Raw genomic sequence first — 16,690 nt, 5'->3', positions numbered from 1 at the left:
ACACCACATCAATCCGCCTCTGGCTCCGCCATTTGTCAACATGACCTAGCCTCTCGAAGCTACACCCCTGGACGTCGCCACTTGAGCAGGAGCCCCCGTTTTTTGCCAATTCAAAACCGCCAGAGAATTTCCACACAGATCGTGACGCAACCAATGGCTCCTGAGAAAACCGGGTCGACGAAAGTGTCAACTTGGGGCACGCTGATCGAAGCTACGCCAGTAGTGGAAAGCGCCGATATTTGAATTTCAGTCATGGCATGGAAAACTCGAAAGCGTTGCCTGGCAACATGTGGATCGAGAGATGGTTCCGGTTCCACACCCAGGTGCGCGATCAGCCAATTGCGGGTCGGTCGCCCATTCTGCGCTTCAGGAGACCGCCGCCGCATTGTTGAAACAGCCCCTTTGATTGCCCCCGAGTTAGAGGACTTTGAAAAAGACGTAGCATGAGCGTATCCGGACCGGGCCGAGTTGCGGCCATTTTCTCCTTGTTCACGTTGGTTTCCCTTGCGGTAGCGGTTCTACTGGCGTTCAGCTGTGAACGCATGACGGCCAGGAACGCGCCCCTCGTCGAGGCGGCAAAAGACGCAAAACTGCACGGGGCGTTGGCGCATCTGCGGATCCAGAAAGTTATCTCGGGCGACGAGACTGACGATGTGGAAACCGTTTGGTCCCATCTGCGAGAGGCGGATCGGAACATCTCGGCAATCCTCGAAAGGGTCGAAAATGACGAGGGATTCTATAGCCTACTAGACGAGCCAATAGAGCCTTCGCATGTCGTCGAGATGCGCCAGTCCCTTCACGATTTCGAGGCCATTGCCAGGGCGACGCTCGAAGACCACAGCCAACCGCTGCCTCGCTCCGAAAGCACTCAGCGTTTCGCCGCCGCGTTCGACGAGTTTCTCGCGAACGCGGAACGGGTTGAAACCGCACTTCAAAACCGCATGTCGACCGATCTGCAGCGCTATCGCTTCATGAGCGTCGTTCTTATCTGTTTCGTGCTGCTTTGGGGCCTGCTCGCCGGCATGGCAATCCTCCGCCTCGAACGGCAGAGGATCGCACATCTTTCGACGATTGCCTCCACCAACGAGACAATTTCCCAAAAGAACGTCGAGCTTGAGCGGGTGCTGATGAACCAGCCTGGGGCGTCCTACACCTACACGATGCCTTCCGGTCATGTTGTGCCGGGGCCGGAAGACAGGATCGTCTTCGTCAACAAGGAGGTGTGCGAGAAAATCTGGGGCATTCCCGCCGCTGACGTGGAAGCCGACAGCATGGCGATTGCGCGACTTGTGGACGACCCCACCGCGCTGGACGACATCGCGGCGATCATACGCGATGCGACGCAGCGCATATTGCCGTGGCACGCGGTCTGGCCAATCCGGACGCCGGACGGGCAACGAAAATGGCTTGACGGTCGCGGACATCCGGTTCGTCAGGAAGACGGGTCGACCGTCTGGTACAGCCTTGTCGTGGATGCGACAGAGCAGGTCGAGCGCGAACAGGAGCTCGAACGGGAACGCGAACTGAGCCGTCACGCACAAAAGCAGCAGAGCATCGGCCGGCTTACCGGCGGCGTTGCCCATGATTTCAACAACCTGCTCGCCGTCATCATGGGCAATCTCGAACTGCTGCGCGATGAGGAAACCGATCCTCAGAAGCTCCAGATGATCGATGCCGGCATCGGCGCAACGCGGCGCGGGGCCGACCTGACGCGAAACATGCTCGCTTTTGCCCGCAAGGCCCGACTGGAGCCACAACCGATAGCGTTGAACTCCCTCGTAGAAGATATCTGCAGCTGGGCCGGACGCACCCTGCCGAGTTCCATCGAGATCAAGGTATCGCTGGCTGAAGACCTCTGGATCCTGGAGGCCGATCCGTCCTCAAGCGAGGCGGCGCTGCTGAACCTGATCCTGAATGCGCGCGATGCCACGTCTGGTGCTGGCACGCTGACCATAGAGACTGCGAATGTCACGATCGAGGAGGCTTCTGCGGACCCCGGAAAAACCAAGCTCCCCGCGGGGCGCTATGTAATGCTTGCCGTGTCGGATACAGGTCATGGCATCCCCGCGGACAAGCACGACGAGGTCTTCGAGCCCTTCTATACGACAAAACAACCCGGGGCGGGCTCGGGTCTTGGCCTGTCGATGATTCAAGGCTTCATGCTGCAATCGGGCGGGCGGGTACAGGTCTATTCAGAACCAGGCGTCGGAACGACATTCAAGCTGTACTTCCCGGCAATGCATGTTCCGCTGGATGACATCCGGGAAGAGGAAATCATCAGCGAAAGCGCCTGTATCGGAAGCGCCCATATCTTGCTCGCAGAGGACGATGACGAGGTTCGCAAGGTTCTGTTCGCCATGATCGAGAAGAGCGGCTATCGCGTCACCGCCGCCAGTTCTGGCGATGAGGCACTGGACCTGTTTCGAGAAAATCCGGAATTCGACCTGGTGCTAACCGACATCGTAATGCCGGGATTGCTGCAAGGGACAGGTTTGAGCAGGGCTTTGCGGGAAATGAACCCCGATTTGCCCGTCGTGTTCATGTCGGGCTATGCCAACGAGGCGACCGTGCATGAAAATGGTCTTCGCGCAGAGGACATTCGGCTCATGAAGCCGGTACAGCGGACTTCCCTGCTGAATGCGTTGTCAAAGGCATTGAACAAGCACGGCACTCCGAACACTCCGAGACCGGCGGGATAACGGCAACCAGAGAGACCGAGCTGCACCCCAATCGTTGGCCACGATCTTTCGCGCTTCAAGGTACCCTCTGCTCCTGCTGATCCGTTGCCCGGAAAAGTGATGTGTACATCACCCTTTTGGGGGTGATGGTTTCACTTCTCAGCCAGCAAAGCTTGGCCCGGGGCGTTCCTCCGAGGGCCAAATCTGGGTGCTGCCGAATACAGGAAGCCGTTCCGCATCGGCTGGCAGGTGATCTCGGCGGCCCGGACCTGGTTGTTCCTGTCCACGCGCAGGCCGCGCAGCATGTAAGGGCAAGCCTTGATCTCGGGCGCATGCGGCTTCCGTTTCGACATCTCCGATCTCCTATCGTCGAAGAACGGCAGACCGAAGATCATATCCTGCATCAGTATCCGTATGTCGGGGATTAGCTCAGTTCAGCGATGACAGCATGGCATCACCGCGCCCGCGACGAATTCAGCAACAAGTTTTTTTCCGACCTGCGTTATGGCCCATTACCTTTGGCCTGGTGATGAATTAAAATTGCCGTGATAGCCCCGCGCATCGAGTATATTGGGTCGGTAGCGGCGTCGGGCGCCTTGTCGGCGGCGCATTACAGCTGGACAGCTCTTGGCGGTTTGAATGTTATTTGATCCTGGTGCGCTGGCACCTTTCCTGGCGCTCGGGCTTGTGCTCGTGGTGTTCGGGCTGTTCCTCCTGGAACGTTTCCCTGCTGACGTGATCGCTCTGTGCGCGGTTGCCGTTGCACTGCTGCTGGGGCTTGTCGCCGCCGAAGACCTGCTCAAGGCGCTTGGCAACCCGGCCCCGGCAACCATCGGCGCGATGTTCGTGATCAGCGCCGCCTTGGTACGCACGGGCGTGCTGGACAGTGTCGCCGACCGGCTGAGCGCAGGGCTGAAGACCCGGCCGCGGCTGACCATCGCGCTGTTCTTCGCTTTGGCGGCGGTGGCCTCGGCCTTTGTCAACAACACGCCCATCGTGATCATCCTGATCCCGGTGGTCTTCGGGCTGGCACGCCAGATGGGCACCAGCGCCTCACGATACCTTATGCCGCTCAGCTTCGTCGTCATCCTGGGCGGCACCTGTTCGATGATCGGGACCTCGACCAACCTGTTGGTGGACGGTATGGCCCGTGATCTCGGCCTTGAACCGTTCGGCCTATTCGAGATCGCACCGCTAGGCATCCCGCTGGCATTGGCGGGCGGGCTGTTCCTGGCGCTGTTCGGGCCGCGCCTGCTGCCCGATCGCGCGGCGCTGGCCGACAGCCCGGCGCTGGGGGCACAACGGTCCTGGACGGTCGAGCTGTTCGTGCCGCCGGGCTCGCCGCTGGTGGGCCTGCGCGCGCGGGAAGTGGCCGAGTTCCGCCGCAGCGCCACCCGCGTGATCGACCTGATCCGTGCCGATGTCTCCTTGCGCCGAACGCTCGACGCCGAACCGCTGGCCGCCGGGGACCGGGTGGTCCTGCGCACCAGCGACACCGAGGTGATGGGCTTTCGCGGCAGCGGCGGCGCCGGGCTGCACATTGCCGGGACCGAGCTGGCCAATAGCCGCCGCAACACCGTGGTCGAGGCACTGGTGCGCCAGGACTCGGGTCCTGTGGCCGAACTCGGCTGGCGTCGCCGCTTCGGCGTCTACCTGATTGCCATCCATCGCCGCGGCCACTCCGTCGACATCGAGGAAAGCCATACCGTGCTGCGGTCCGGCGATACCGTGCTGCTGGACGGCTCCGCCGAGGACGTTCAGCGTTTGATCGAGGCCGAACAACTGATCCTGCTGGCGCCCTCGACGGCGCAGGCCTATCGCCGCCAAAAGGCGCCCATCGCATTGGCGGTGCTGGCGCTGGTGGTGCTGGGTGCGGCAATCGACCTGGCGCCGATCCTGCCGCTGTCGATCATCGGTGCGGCGGCGCTGCTGGCCACACGCTGCGTCGAGCCGGACGAGGCGCTGGGCGGCATTGATGGCCGCCTGCTTCTGTTGATCGTATTGATGCTGGTGCTGGGCAGCGCGCTGGAAAAGACCGGCGCCATGGCGATGATCGTTCAGGCTCTGGGAGGGCCGCTGTCGGCCATGAGCCCGATCCTGGCGCTGGCCGTGATCTACGCCTGCACCTCGGTTCTGACCGAGTTGGTGACCAACAATGCCGTTGCAGTGATCATGACCCCCATCGCGGCGGGGGTGGCGCAGCACCTCGGCCTTGATCCGCGGGCCTTCATTGTGGCGGTGATGTTCGGGGCGTCTACCAGCTTTGCCACGCCGATCGGCTACCAGACCAACACCCTGGTCTATAACGCGGGCGGCTATCGGTTCCGGGATTTCCTGCGCATTGGTGTGCCGATGAACATCCTGATGGGGGTGCTGACCGTGGCCCTCGCTCCGCTGATCTGGCCCTTGACACCGTGAGCCCGCCCCGTTGGGTGCGGTCGCTGGGCCTGGTCTCGGGCCTGACCGTGGTTAGCCGGATTCTGGGCTTCGTGCGGGACGTTGTCATGGCGCAGACGCTGGGCACGGGGCCGGTGGCTGTCGGCTTCATGCTGGCGTTCCGGCTGTCGAACCAGCTTCGCGCCTTTCTCGCCGAGGGCGCCTTCACCATCGCGTTCCAGCCAATCGATGCCGCGATGGACGACGGGTCCGAGAAGGCGCGGCGGTTTCGCGCAGAGACACTCGGCTGGCTGTGGCTGGGCAACGCCGTGTTGCTGGTGGCCGCACTGGCCGCGCCGGGGCCGATCCTTTCCGTGCTCGCGCCAGGGTACGGGCCACAGGATCCGGTGCATTCCATTGCGCAGGACCTGCTGCGGATCACCTTCCCCTATCTCGCCTGCCTGTCGACCATGGCCTTTCTCGGCGCGAGACTGGCAACGAAGGGGCGCTTTGCCGCAATGGCGCTGGCACCGAGCCTGATGAACCTGTGCCTGATCGCGGGGCTGTTGCTGGCAGGAGGGAACGAGCACGCGGGTCACGTCGCGGCTGTGGCGGTGCTGGTGTCGGGTGTCGCACAGGTCGGGCTTGTCTGGTGGGCTTGCCGCCGGGCCGGGATCGCTTTCGTCCGGCCGCGCCTGGGCGCAAGCCCGGCAACGCGCCGTTTCTTTGCCGCGCTCTGGCCCGCCATTCTCAGCGCAGGCGCATTGCAACTGGCCGTGTTCATCGACACGATCTTTGCGTCTTTCCTGCCCTCGGGCACATTGGGGCACCTGTATTATGCCGACAGGCTCTACCAACTGCCCATGGGCATCCTGTCAGTCGCCCTGGGGACCGTTCTGCTGCCCGAAATCTCGGGGCGGATCGCGCGTGGCGACAGCCGCGGCCCGCGCCGCATCCTGTTCAAGTCGCTGCTGATCTGCGCCGCCATCGGCCTGCCCGCCGCGCTGGCCATGGCTCTTTTGGGCGACGAGGCCATTGCCCTGCTGTTCCAGCGCGGCAACTTCACCGCGGCCGACACAGAGGCGGCCGCGACGATCCTTGCAGGCTATGCCTGGGGCGTGGTCCCGGCACTTCTGGTACGACCGCTGGCGGTGGGGTTCCAGGCCCGCGGCGACACGGCGACCCCAATGCGCCTGCTTCTGGTTTCGCTGGTCGCCAACCTCGGCTGCAAGGCGGCCACCCTGACCACTCTGGGAGCCTTCGGCCTTGCGTTGGGAACGTCCGTCGGGCTGGCGGTCTATTGCCTGCTCCTGGCCATCTTCGCTGTGCGGAGGGGGCATTTCGATTAGAGCCCGCGGCGAGGCAGCTCGTCACGGCGACGCAGCTCCGGTTTGGTGTATCGCCGGTTCCTTTCCACACTCACCGCCTGAACTCCGGCGCCGCCAACAGGGCAACGCCGGAAGGGAGGTCAGCTAAAGGCAATCTGTGCCTTCATGGCGCAGGTCCTGTCCGAAGCGACCTTGAAGGCATCTTCGGCGTCGTCGAGAGGCACGACATGGGTGATCAGCGGCTTCACGTCGATCAGCCCCTTCTGCATCAGCTCCACCGCCGAAAAGAACTCCTCGTGGAAGCGGAACGAGCCACGCAAGTCCAGCTCCTTGGCGGTAATCGCCATCATTGGCAGTGTCATGTCTCCGCCAAGGCCAAGCTGCGCGATGATGCCGCCCGGACGCATGGCGGCAATCCCGGCATTGAGTGCCGGAGCGGCGCCGGAACACTCGTAAAGGACATCGAAATAGCCCTTGTCGGCGGTGTAGGGCGTCAAGCCCTCCGGATCATCGCCGGAGTTGATCGTCCGATCGACGCCATTCTGGCGCGCCATTCCGAGCGTGAAGTCCGAGAGGTCCGTGGCCACGATTTCGGCAGCCCCGGCGCGACGGGCGGAAAGAGCCGCCAGCAAGCCGATAGGGCCGCAGCCCGTGATCAGCACGCGCTTGCCCAGCATGTCACCGCAGCGGCGCGTTGCATGCAGAGTCACTGCCAGCGGTTCGGCCATTGCCGCCTCGCCCGCCGTCAACCCGTCGGCGGGGGCACACTGCCGGGCGTCCGCCACCAGGATCTCGCGGAAAGCGCCCTGGATGTGAGGAAAGGGCATCGCGGAGCCGTAAAACCGCATGTTGAGGCACTGGTTGCGCCGGCCTTCCTGGCAATATTTGCAGTTTCCGCAGGGACGGGATGGCGACACCGCCACCAGTTGCCCGACGCTGAGCCCGTCGACGCCCTCGCCCAGTGCCGTGATGTGGCCCGCCACTTCATGGCCGAGGATCATCGGCTCTTTCAGGCGGATCGCACCGAAACCGCCGTGGTTGTAGTAATGCAGGTCGGACCCGCAGACGCCGCCGGCGGCAAGCCGGATCGCGACTTCGCCGGGGCCGGGCTGTCCGGCCTCGCACTCTTCGACCCGGAGATCTTTGGCCGCGTGGATTACAATGGACTTCATTGGTGCCTCACAGGACAGGAGAGGGCAGGGGCTGGCCTGCGAAATGCGCCGAGAGGTTGTCGCGCACCAGCTTGCCCATCGCCTTGCGGGTCTCGAAGGTGCCCGAGGCGTGGTGGGGCTGCAGCAGCACGTTGTCGAGCTTGAGGAAGCGCTCGTTCAGCGCCGGCTCGCCTTCGAAAACATCCAGCGCGGCGGAGCCGAGCGTGCCGTTTTCCAGCGCGTCGAGAAGGGCTTCCTCGTCGATATTCTGGGCGCGGGAGACGTTGATGATCATCCCCTCCGGGCCGACTGCTTCAATCGCTTCGCGGTTGACGATGTGGCGGGTTTCGGCGGAGGCGGCCAGCGTCACGAACAGGAAATCGGAGCGTTCGGCCAGCGCCACGGGATCAGCGATGAACTCCCAGTCGGGGGCGTATTCCTTCGGCGCGACATCGGTATAAGCGATGTCCATGTCGAACCCGGCGAGCCGCTTGGCGACCTCGAAGCCGATCCGGCCCAGGCCGAGAACGCCCGCCCGCTTGCCGTGCACGCGGTTGCGCAGCGGGTAGAGCCCCTTGGCGGCCCAGCTTCCATCCTTGACCCAGGTTTCCGCGCCGATCATGCCGCGCGACTGGACCAGCATCATCGCCACGCCGAGATCCGCGACATCGCAGGTCAGCACGTCAGGCGTGTTGGTCACCCGGATACCGCGCTCGCGGCAGGCTTCCAGGTCGACAGCGTCATAGCCCACGCCATAGACCGAGATCACTTCCAGGTTGGGACAGGCGGAAATCATCGCGCGATCCGCCCCCAACTCCCCACGGGTGGCAATGCCGCGAATCGACGGTCCGACCTCGGCAAGGAACGCTTCCTTGTCCGGCGCATCGAAGTATCTGTGCACGGAAAAGGCTTCGTTCAGGGGGATTTCATCCCATTCGGGATAGGGGCCGACCTGCAGGATTTCGGGGGTTTCCATGTCTGCTTCTCCTCGCCTTGACATTCGATGGTATCGATACCATAAACAGGATGACACAGATTTGTCGAGACCAAATTCGGAGACACACCATGGCGACTGGAATGGAACTGTTCGATCTGAGCGGAAAGACGGCCCTCGTAACAGGCTCGTCCCAAGGGATCGGCTTCGCTCTCGCCAAGGGCCTGATGGAGGCCGGTGCCGCGGTCGTCCTGAACGGGCGCGATGCTGCAAAACTGGCGGGGGCCGCGCAAGAGCTTCGCGCAAATGGCGGAACCGTCTACGAGCTTGCCTTCGATGCGACGGACCATGCTGCCGTTGCGAAAGCGATCGACGCGTTCGAGGCAGAGACCGGGCCGATCGACATCCTGGTCAACAATGCCGGGATGCAGCACCGCACCGAGCTTGAGAACTTCCCGCCGGAAGCCTTTCAGCAACTGCTTCAGACCAATATTGCGACCGTCTTCAATGTCGGCCAGGCTGTCGCCCGCCACATGATTGCGCGTGGCGAGGGCAAGATCATCAACATCGCTTCGGTACAAACCTCCCTCGCCCGTCCGGGCATTGCCCCCTACACGGCGACCAAGGGTGCGGTCGGTAACCTGACCAAGGGCATGGCGACCGACTGGGCGAAGCACGGGCTGCAATGCAACGGGATCGCGCCTGGCTATTTCGACACGCCGCTCAATGCGGCCCTGGTGGCGGATGCCGATTTCACGGCCTGGCTGGAAAAGCGGACCCCGGCGGGTCGGTGGGGCAATGTCGATGAGCTGGTAGGCGCCTGTGTGTTCCTGTCGTCGCCCGCGTCGAGCTTCGTCAACGGCCATACGCTGTACGTGGATGGCGGCATCACCGCGTCGCTCTGAGCCAGAGCCTTCCAGGCAAGCAAAAGACAGGAGAGCACGATGACATTGAACGTTGCCTTGATCGGAGCCGGCGCCATGGGCGGTGCCATCGGCACCCGGCTTGTGGAAACCGGATGCAACCTGACAGTCTTTGACCTGGATCCGGAAAAGGTCGCGGTCCTGACGGAAAAGGGCGCCTCGGCCGCGAAATCGGCCGCGGAGGCCGCCGCCGCAAGCGACTATGTCATCACCAGCCTGAACGCGGCAAAGATCGTCGAGATCGCCGTTTTCGGCCCTCAAGGCGTGGCCGAAGGCGCGAAGCCGGGAACGTTGATCATCGACATGTCGTCGATCGATCCGGAAGCGACCAAGGCGCTGGCGGCGAAGGCGGCCGAAGCGGGTCTCCGGTGGGTCGACAGCCCGCTTTCCGGCGGTGCGCCGAAGGCTCTGATCGGCGAATTGACCCTGATGGCCGGCGGCACAGAGAAAGACGTTGCCGACGCTCATAAAGTCCTCAAGCACGTCGCCAGCAACTACACCCATATGGGGCCGTCCGGCGCCGGGCAGACGACCAAGTTGATCAACCAGGTCCTTTGCGGCCTCGGGTTCCTCGCCGTCGCCGAAGCGACGCAGCTTGCCGAGGATGCGGGCGTGGACGCGGCCAAGATACCGCAGGCATTGAAGGGCGGGCGGGCCGACAGCGCGCTGCTCCAGGAGTACATGCCCCGCTTTGCCACGCGCGATTACCGCCGGACCGGGCGGATCGACAACATGGTCAAGGATCTGAACGGCGCCCAGGACCTGGCCCGGCTGACCAACACCTCCATGCCCCTGACGGCGGTCTGTGCAGAGGTGCACCGCATGCTGACCGCCGCCGGTCTTGGCGGCGAAGACCAGGCCGCGCTGATGGAATACTTCAAGGGCCCCAAGCCGGACAAACTGTCATGATCACCCGATATGCCATGTTCGAAGGTCGCCTCAAGGACGGCAAGACACAGGCCTTCCGGGACGGCATCCGCGACCGCCTCGTGCCGATCCTGAAAACCTTCGACGGTGTCCTCGAGGTCAGCATCGCCTTCACGAACGAGCGCGACGATGGGGCACCGGACCTGCCCCTGATCCTCGCGGTGTCCTATCCGGATGTCGATACGATGCGGGCCGCCCTTGCCAGCCCTGCCCGAGAACAGGCGATCGAAGTGACCGGCGAGATCTTTGCCGAGTGCTTTGACGGCCACATTCACCACCATGTCACGGAGCGCACGGCCTATCCGGTGTGATCGCCCCGGCCCCCCGGCACTCAAACCCGGGAGCCCGGACATGCGAGTGCTCCCTTGCGGATGACACCGACAGGATCAAAAAGGCAAATATGAGCCGCAAGATCACAATGAAGGACGTTGCCAAGGCCGCCGGCGTCGCGCCGATGACGGTTTCGCGCGCCTTCAAGTCGGACGCCGTGGTCAACGCCGATACCCGCGCAAAGGTGATGAAGGCGGCCGAGGCGTTGGGCTATGTCTTCGACAGCGCGGCATCCAACCTGCGTTCCCGGAAGTCCGGCTTTGTCGCAGCGATCATCCCATCGCTGAACAACGCCAACTTCGCCGACACGATCGGTGCCATGTCCAGGGTTCTGGAACAGCATGGGCTCCAGATCCTGCTGGGCTACACCGGCTACAGCGTCGACGAGGAACAGCGCCTGATCGAGCAATTGTTGCGCCGCAGCCCCGAAGCGATCGTGCTGACAGGGGGCCACCACACCGACCGGGCGCGCGAACTGCTCGGGAACGCCACTGTTCCGATCATCGAAACCTGGGACCTTCCGGAGAAGCCGGTCCAGCATGTCGTTGGCTTTTCCAACACGACCGCCATGAAGGGATTGGTGGATCACCTTGTTTCGAGGGGCTACACGAAGATCGCTTTTCTCGGCGGGGATGCGGAGGGTGACCATCGGGGCCAGGCGCGCCTGGCCGGCTTCCTGGAGGCGCTCAGGCGCCACGGCCTGGACGCGTCACGCCTCATTTCCGCCGGCCCGGCCCCCGTCGCCATGCGGGAAGGCGCGCTCGCCATGCAGAGCCTGCTGGCCAGGTTCCCGGATACGGAGGCGGTGGTCTGCGTGTCCGACCTGTCCGCCTTCGGCGCCCTGACCGAATGTCAGCGCCGCGGGCTGCGGGTCCCGGAGGACATCGCCATCGCCGGGTTCGGTGCCTATGACATTTCGGCCTTCGCCCACCCGACAATCACGACGATCGAAGCGTTCTCGACCGCGATCGGCCGAAAGACCGGGCAATTGATCGTCAAACTGTTGCGGAGCGATGAACCGCCCGTTGGCCCTCAAAAGGAAGAAATCTTTCCGCAACTGGTTGTACGGCAATCGGCTCCGTAGCGGGTTGGCGCCAGAGCCTGTGTTGTGGATTCAACCAAGGCAACTGCAAGAACATACGGTTCAGCCGCCTGCTGGACCAAAGACCTGAATAGGAGTGAACATGATCTTTGGACGTCTGGACAACATGGCCGCAGAGGCCGAAACGCTGCCGGCAAACATCCTGGAGGCTCTCCGGTTCCTCGCCGACACGGACCTTGCCAGCGCCGCCACGGGGCGCATTGATATCGATGGCGAACGGATCTTCGCGCAGGTGCAGGACTACACGACGCAACCGGCCTCCGAGAAGCGGCCCGAAGCGCACGAGCGCTATATCGATGTCCAGTTTGTCGTGTCGGGGAAGGAAAAGATGGGGTTTGCGCCTATGGTCGGCAAGCCGCCCGTGGTCGAGGACCTGTTGGAAGAGAACGACGTTCTGTTCTTCGGCGACGTTCCCGATGAGTGCTATTTGACGTTCTCGGCAGGCAGCTATGCCGTTTTCTACCCGTGGGACATCCATCGCCCCGGCTGCTCGGCGGAAAACGATCAGGACGTCCGGAAGATCGTCGTCAAGGTTCGCCTGTAAACCGTCGCGTTCTCCAGGTGACTGACTGTCCTTCCCCGGACAAGCCAACCAGGGGGCGGAGCTGTTTCGCTCGACTGCGGAAACAACGCGGGGCGGAACGCCAACGGACCCATTAGTTCGAGATGTTTGGCAACTTCGCCGGGAAGCCAGGCAAGGCCTGCCAGTCTCGGCGAGACAGACCACGGCACACGAGCGCCCGCGCGCCCGTGCGAAGCAACTTGATTTCGGCCGGAGGAGGTTCCAACCTACGGCGAACCCTCGGAAAAAGGCTCCTGCCCATGCCCCAGACCCTCCTGTGTTTCGGTGACAGCAACACGCATGGCACCCTGCCGATCACGTCGTCGACGGTCCGCGCGCGTTACAACGCGTCAACCCGCTGGCCTGGTGTTGCCCTTGCCCATCTTGGGCCGGATTGGGACCTGGTCGAAGAAGGGCTCCCGGGACGGACCGCCCAGTTCGAGGATCCGGTGATGGGCGCGTTCATGGACGGCCGACCGGGCCTGCGGATTGCCTTGCAGAGCCATGGGCCGATTGATGTCATGACGTTGATGCTCGGCACCAATGACGTGAAAACCCGGTTTGGCGCGACGGCCAGAACGGTGACGGCCGGGATCGCAGGGCTGCTCGACATCGCGCTTGGCGACGAGATGCAGGCGCGCCATGGCGGCTTCAAGGTTCTGCTTATCTGCCCGCCGCCGGTGAAAGAGGTCGGGCCGATTGCCCGGGAGTTCTTCGGCGGCCGGGACGTGTCGCTCGGGCTGCCTGTGCTGTTTTCGGAACTGGCCGCGGCGCGCGGCGCGGGCTTCCTCGATGCCGGTCAGGTAATCGAAGTCAGCGAGCAGGACGGGGTTCATTACGAGGCCGATGCGCATGCCGAACTCGGCAAGGCCGTGGCCGAGGCGCTCGCAACCCTTTGACCTCTCAAGGTCTCGTCCGGAGCATATGGCGCGTCGCGGGCTATTCCTGCGACGGAAGACCCGAGGCGAGATTGCTCGACTCGCAATCGATCCGCAGCCGCGTGGCCAGCCCGACCAGTTCGGCGGTGGACCGGATTTCCAGTTTTTCCAGAATTCGCGCCCGGTGATGGTCGATCGTGCGCGGGCTGATTCCCAGATGGCGACCGATCTCCTTGCTGCTGATCTCCGCCGGGCAGGCGACGATGCGGGAGACGATCTCGGCCTCCCGCGCTGTCAGCCGATCGAAACGCTGTCGCAGCTCCGCGCATTTCTCCCGCATTTCGAGCCGTTCGCGCAGAAGCGCGAAAGCCGCTTCGATCCGTTCCACCAGCGCGGCCGAGCGGAAGGGCTTCTCGATGAAATCCATCGCGCCCCCTTTCATCGCCTGCACCGATTCCCGTACGCCACCATGCCCGGAAATAAAGACCATCGGCAGGAACTGCGCCGCTGAGCCCAGATGTTCCTGCAACTCCAGGCCCGACATCTCCGGCATGCGCAGGTCGATCACCAGGCACCCCGTCTGCGTGCCGTCATATTGTGCCAGGAATTCCGGCGCGGAGGCGAACACCTCCACCTCGAAGCCGCGCTTGCGCAATGCCCGGGGCAAGGAATTCCGCATCGCCGGGTCGTCATCGACCACGTAAACCTTCAACGGCGTATCAGACATTCGCATTCTCTCCTGCCGCGTCGCCCTCGGCCCCGTCATCGGCCGGCAGGGTGAAACAGAACCTTGCGCCGCTGGTGCAGCTATCGTCGTGCCAAACCTTGCCGCCATTGGCCTCCACCAGCGAGCGGCTGATCGACAGTCCAAGCCCCATTCCGGTCGGCTTCGTGGTCTCGAAATCGGAGAACAGTTTCACGTTCGGGTCCGGCCCCGGCCCCGTATCCTCGACACAAATCGTCACCATCCCGTTCGCGCGCGACGCGGTGACGACTATCCGATGCGGCCCGTCGCTTCCGTTCCCGGACATCGCCTCGATGGAATTGCGCAGCAGGTTCATGATCACCTGCGCGATCTGCAGCCGGTTGCAATAGACCATGGCATTCCCGCCCAGCCGGGTTTCGAGCTGGGCACCGATCTCGCCGGCCTCGGCCTGCAGCAGCCGCCACGACTGCTCCAGAAGAATGCCGAAATCGAACACGGTCCGGTCGCCTTCGTCGCGGATGATGAAGCTGCGCAGGGCGCGGATGATCTCGCCGGCCCGGATCGCCTGCTCCTCGATCTCTCCAAGCACCTGTTGCAGCTCGGGGTCCGACACGTCCATCTGGTCCTCGATCAGCAGCGCGCAATCGACATTCTGGGCAATGGCCGCAAGGGGCTGGTTCAGTTCATGCGCCAATCCGGCGGCGAGCTGGGACATGGTGCTGGCCCGCGCCAGGTGCGACAGGTCCCGCTGCAGCTGCTGGATCTGCGTGTCCTGGTCGCGCGCGCGGGTCAGGTCTTCGACCGAGACCACGATATGCAGCGGCGTTCCGGACTGGTCGCGCACGACGATCCCGTTGAACTGCAGCCAGATCGCCTGACCGTCCTTGCGCCGGCAACCGATCTCGTGATGAAGCGGCAGGTCGAAATTGCTCAGGTCCTGCGCCAGCGCGCTGCGGGCGGGATCGAACGGGTCGACCAGCTGCACAATTCGCATCTGCAGAAGTTCCTCGACCGAATACCCCGTCACTTCGCAGAACTGCTCGTTCACCCGCAGGAAACGCCCGCTTTCGGGCGCGATCTGCGCCATGCCGCGCGAGGCCATCTCGAAGGTCTGGCCATATTCCCGCTCGGCATGCCGCCGGGCCGCGATCTGTCCGACGAGCGCTTCGTTGGCCTTTTCCAGCTCGCCATAGGTGCTCGGCAAGGGATCCGACGGGTCCAGCTCGCCTTGCGCAACAAGCGCCGAGCGCACCGCGAAAGCGCGGACCGGGCGGTAGACGACATTGGCCAGAACCAGCCCCGCCGTACCGGTGGCCAATGCCAGAGCTGCAGCGATCCACAGGTTGATCCGCCGGTTGCGTTCGATCTCGGCTGTAAAATCGCTCTTGGGCGCATAAACCGCGATCGTCCAGGGCAGGATATCGCTGCCCACCGGCATCACTTGCGACACGAATGTCTCGTCACCGTAATAGAAATCGCTCGCAGTGGCCTGTACCGGCTGCGGCGCTCCCTCCCGGAAAAGCGGCCCAAAAGCATTGCGCGCTATCGGGTCGTCCAGTTCACCGATGGTCACGAAGCGGTGCGTGCCATCGGCATTGCCTGTTGTGATCAACTCCTGATCGGGGTGGGCAATGACATCGCCATTTTCGTTGATGATCAACGCCCGCCCCCGCACACCAACCTGCTGACGCGAGAGAAAATCCGAAATCGACGAAATCTCGATATCGACCCCCATCACCCCAAGCAGGGCGCGGTCCTCGTCAAATACCGGCGCGGCAAGCGTGATCCCCGGTCTCTGCGAGGTGAAGAAGATATAGGGGTCGGTCCAGACCGAGCGCATCTCTTCCTGTGTTTTCCGATACCAGGGGCGTGTGCGGGGGTCGTATCTGTCCGTCGGATCGAGGCGTTGCAGCTGGGTGCCGAATTCCATGTCGCGCCAGATCAGTCTGGTATTTCGTTCGCCCTCCGGGAATGTGACGAGCTTGGACCGGATCAGGCCCGTATTGTCGTCCCGCATCACGTAGAAGAATTCACCCTCTCGGGTGCCGTAGAAAATGCCCGCGAATTGCGGCACCAGAAGCAATTGCTGAAACAGCAGTTTTTCTAACTCGGCGGGATCGTCGCGCGCAACCACGTCGCTCTGCGCCAGTCGCGCGGCCAGGACCGCCGCTCCGCGGGCCGGGTTCAGAAAGCCACGCGCGTGCTCTGTCGTGTTCAAACCGACATCGAACAGGATCGCGCGCGCATGTCCGAGAAGCGCCTTCTCCGAGGACAGGTAGGAAGAAAACGTCACAAGCAGAACGGCGAGAAACTGGATACCGGCGAAGCCAAGCACCATGAGTGTGCCGAGCGAGCGCCTCACTCCTGCGCCCCTGTCCGAAACGCTTCGAAGCTGCGCGCACAGATCCCGTTGATCGGGGACCCGATTGGCCGACACAGCTTCCGTCTATTCACTACACCAAACTCCAAGCATGCGTGAAATGTTCCGGCGAACCTGAACGTTAACGCTTCACGGGTAACGATAGCGCGGGGAGGAAACAAGCTCATAGGCAGAATTGCCTACGCAATCCTGCGAATTTCGTTTGGCCGTCATCTGTGTGATGATCCCTACAGTGGCAAGAGGTTCCAACGGATTGTCATTCCGGCTCTTCCTCCAAAGGGGCCGCGGGTATCGAAGAGTTAATAGGTGTGAGTGGTGGTCCTATTCTGGACCTGTTTCTGAATGTCGGTGCTTCACTATTGTTCGAAGCATCGGCATTCGCCTTTTCAGGGGCCCAAATTGCGAATCGGCGACG

14 protein-coding genes and 1 pseudogene are annotated in these 16,690 nt (G+C 63.1%); 10 read left to right on the top strand and 5 right to left on the bottom strand.

Annotated features, from left to right (window positions below):
* The first annotated feature begins 542 nt into the window (after positions 1–542).
* On the top strand, positions 543–2,699 hold the full coding sequence (locus AX756_RS21760) for an ATP-binding protein (protein WP_197431109.1): 2,157 nt from the start codon (positions 543–545) through the stop codon (positions 2,697–2,699).
* Between the two features lie 131 nt (positions 2,700–2,830).
* Here the strand turns inward: AX756_RS21760 and AX756_RS21755 are convergent, their stop codons facing one another.
* Positions 2,831–3,031, bottom strand: coding sequence for a hypothetical protein (locus AX756_RS21755; RefSeq protein WP_156461609.1), 201 nt, complete (start codon positions 3,029–3,031; stop codon positions 2,831–2,833).
* Positions 3,032–3,317: 286 nt separating this feature from the next.
* Here AX756_RS21755 and AX756_RS21750 point away from each other — a divergent pair, with 286 nt between their 5' ends.
* Both AX756_RS21750 and murJ read left to right on the top strand, forming a co-directional pair.
* Positions 3,318–5,096 carry an SLC13 family permease gene (locus tag AX756_RS21750; RefSeq protein WP_068317075.1) on the top strand — a complete coding sequence of 593 codons (1,779 nt, stop codon included), beginning with the start codon at positions 3,318–3,320 and terminating at the stop codon, positions 5,094–5,096.
* Positions 5,093–6,403, top strand: a complete 1,311-nt coding sequence (gene murJ / locus AX756_RS21745; RefSeq protein WP_163886728.1) for a murein biosynthesis integral membrane protein MurJ — start codon at positions 5,093–5,095, stop codon at positions 6,401–6,403. The genes AX756_RS21750 and murJ overlap by 4 nt, the downstream gene beginning before the upstream one ends.
* A gap of 119 nt (positions 6,404–6,522) precedes the next feature.
* Here murJ and AX756_RS21740 read toward each other — a convergent pair whose 3' ends face one another.
* Positions 6,523–7,554: an L-idonate 5-dehydrogenase gene (locus AX756_RS21740; protein WP_068317068.1), complete on the bottom strand. Its 1,032-nt coding sequence runs from the start codon at positions 7,552–7,554 to the stop codon at positions 6,523–6,525.
* A 7-nt stretch (positions 7,555–7,561) separates the two neighbouring features.
* Complete coding sequence (locus tag AX756_RS21735) at positions 7,562–8,509, bottom strand: 2-hydroxyacid dehydrogenase (RefSeq protein WP_068317066.1); 948 nt, start codon at positions 8,507–8,509, stop codon at positions 7,562–7,564.
* Positions 8,510–8,598: 89 nt separating this feature from the next.
* Between AX756_RS21735 and AX756_RS21730 the strand changes: the two genes are divergently transcribed.
* The 7 genes and pseudogenes from AX756_RS21730 to AX756_RS21705 all read left to right on the top strand — a co-directional run bounded on the left by AX756_RS21730 (position 8,599) and on the right by AX756_RS21705 (position 13,210).
* Positions 8,599–9,372 carry an SDR family oxidoreductase gene (locus AX756_RS21730; RefSeq protein ID WP_068317063.1) on the top strand — a complete coding sequence of 258 codons (774 nt, stop codon included), beginning with the start codon at positions 8,599–8,601 and terminating at the stop codon, positions 9,370–9,372.
* Positions 9,373–9,399: 27 nt separating this feature from the next.
* A pseudogene (locus tag AX756_RS26685) lies at positions 9,400–9,888 on the top strand (NAD(P)-binding domain-containing protein); the annotation flags it as partial.
* 6 nt (positions 9,889–9,894) lie between these two features.
* Positions 9,895–10,299, top strand: coding sequence for an NAD-binding protein (locus AX756_RS26680; protein WP_269432974.1), 405 nt, complete (start codon positions 9,895–9,897; stop codon positions 10,297–10,299).
* Positions 10,296–10,628, top strand: coding sequence for a hypothetical protein (locus tag AX756_RS21720; RefSeq protein ID WP_068317058.1), 333 nt, complete (start codon positions 10,296–10,298; stop codon positions 10,626–10,628). Before AX756_RS26680 ends, AX756_RS21720 begins: the two co-directional genes overlap by 4 nt.
* Before the next feature lie 89 nt (positions 10,629–10,717).
* Positions 10,718–11,731 carry a LacI family DNA-binding transcriptional regulator gene (locus AX756_RS21715; RefSeq protein WP_231701134.1) on the top strand — a complete coding sequence of 338 codons (1,014 nt, stop codon included), beginning with the start codon at positions 10,718–10,720 and terminating at the stop codon, positions 11,729–11,731.
* Between the two features lie 100 nt (positions 11,732–11,831).
* On the top strand, positions 11,832–12,293 hold the full coding sequence (locus AX756_RS21710; RefSeq protein ID WP_068317055.1) for a NanQ anomerase/TabA/YiaL family protein: 462 nt from the start codon (positions 11,832–11,834) through the stop codon (positions 12,291–12,293).
* A gap of 278 nt (positions 12,294–12,571) precedes the next feature.
* The gene (locus tag AX756_RS21705; protein ID WP_068317051.1) at positions 12,572–13,210 is read left to right on the top strand and encodes an SGNH/GDSL hydrolase family protein; all 639 of its coding nucleotides are present in this window, start codon (positions 12,572–12,574) and stop codon (positions 13,208–13,210) included.
* A gap of 40 nt (positions 13,211–13,250) precedes the next feature.
* Here the strand turns inward: AX756_RS21705 and AX756_RS21700 are convergent, their stop codons facing one another.
* Together AX756_RS21700 and AX756_RS21695 are read right to left on the bottom strand one after the other, a co-directional pair.
* Complete coding sequence (locus AX756_RS21700; RefSeq protein WP_068317048.1) at positions 13,251–13,916, bottom strand: response regulator transcription factor; 666 nt, start codon at positions 13,914–13,916, stop codon at positions 13,251–13,253.
* Positions 13,909–16,257 (bottom strand): cache domain-containing protein, encoded by a 2,349-nt coding sequence (locus tag AX756_RS21695; RefSeq protein WP_068317045.1) that lies wholly within the window; start codon positions 16,255–16,257, stop codon positions 13,909–13,911. Before AX756_RS21695 ends, AX756_RS21700 begins: the two co-directional genes overlap by 8 nt.
* Positions 16,258–16,690: the final 433 nt, after the last annotated feature.

This window comes from Aliiruegeria sabulilitoris, assembly GCF_001558155.1.
GTDB lineage: Bacteria > Pseudomonadota > Alphaproteobacteria > Rhodobacterales > Rhodobacteraceae > Tropicimonas > Tropicimonas sabulilitoris.
The sequence above is the reverse complement of the archived record's forward strand: the minus strand, read 5'-3'. Positions and strand labels throughout refer to the sequence as shown.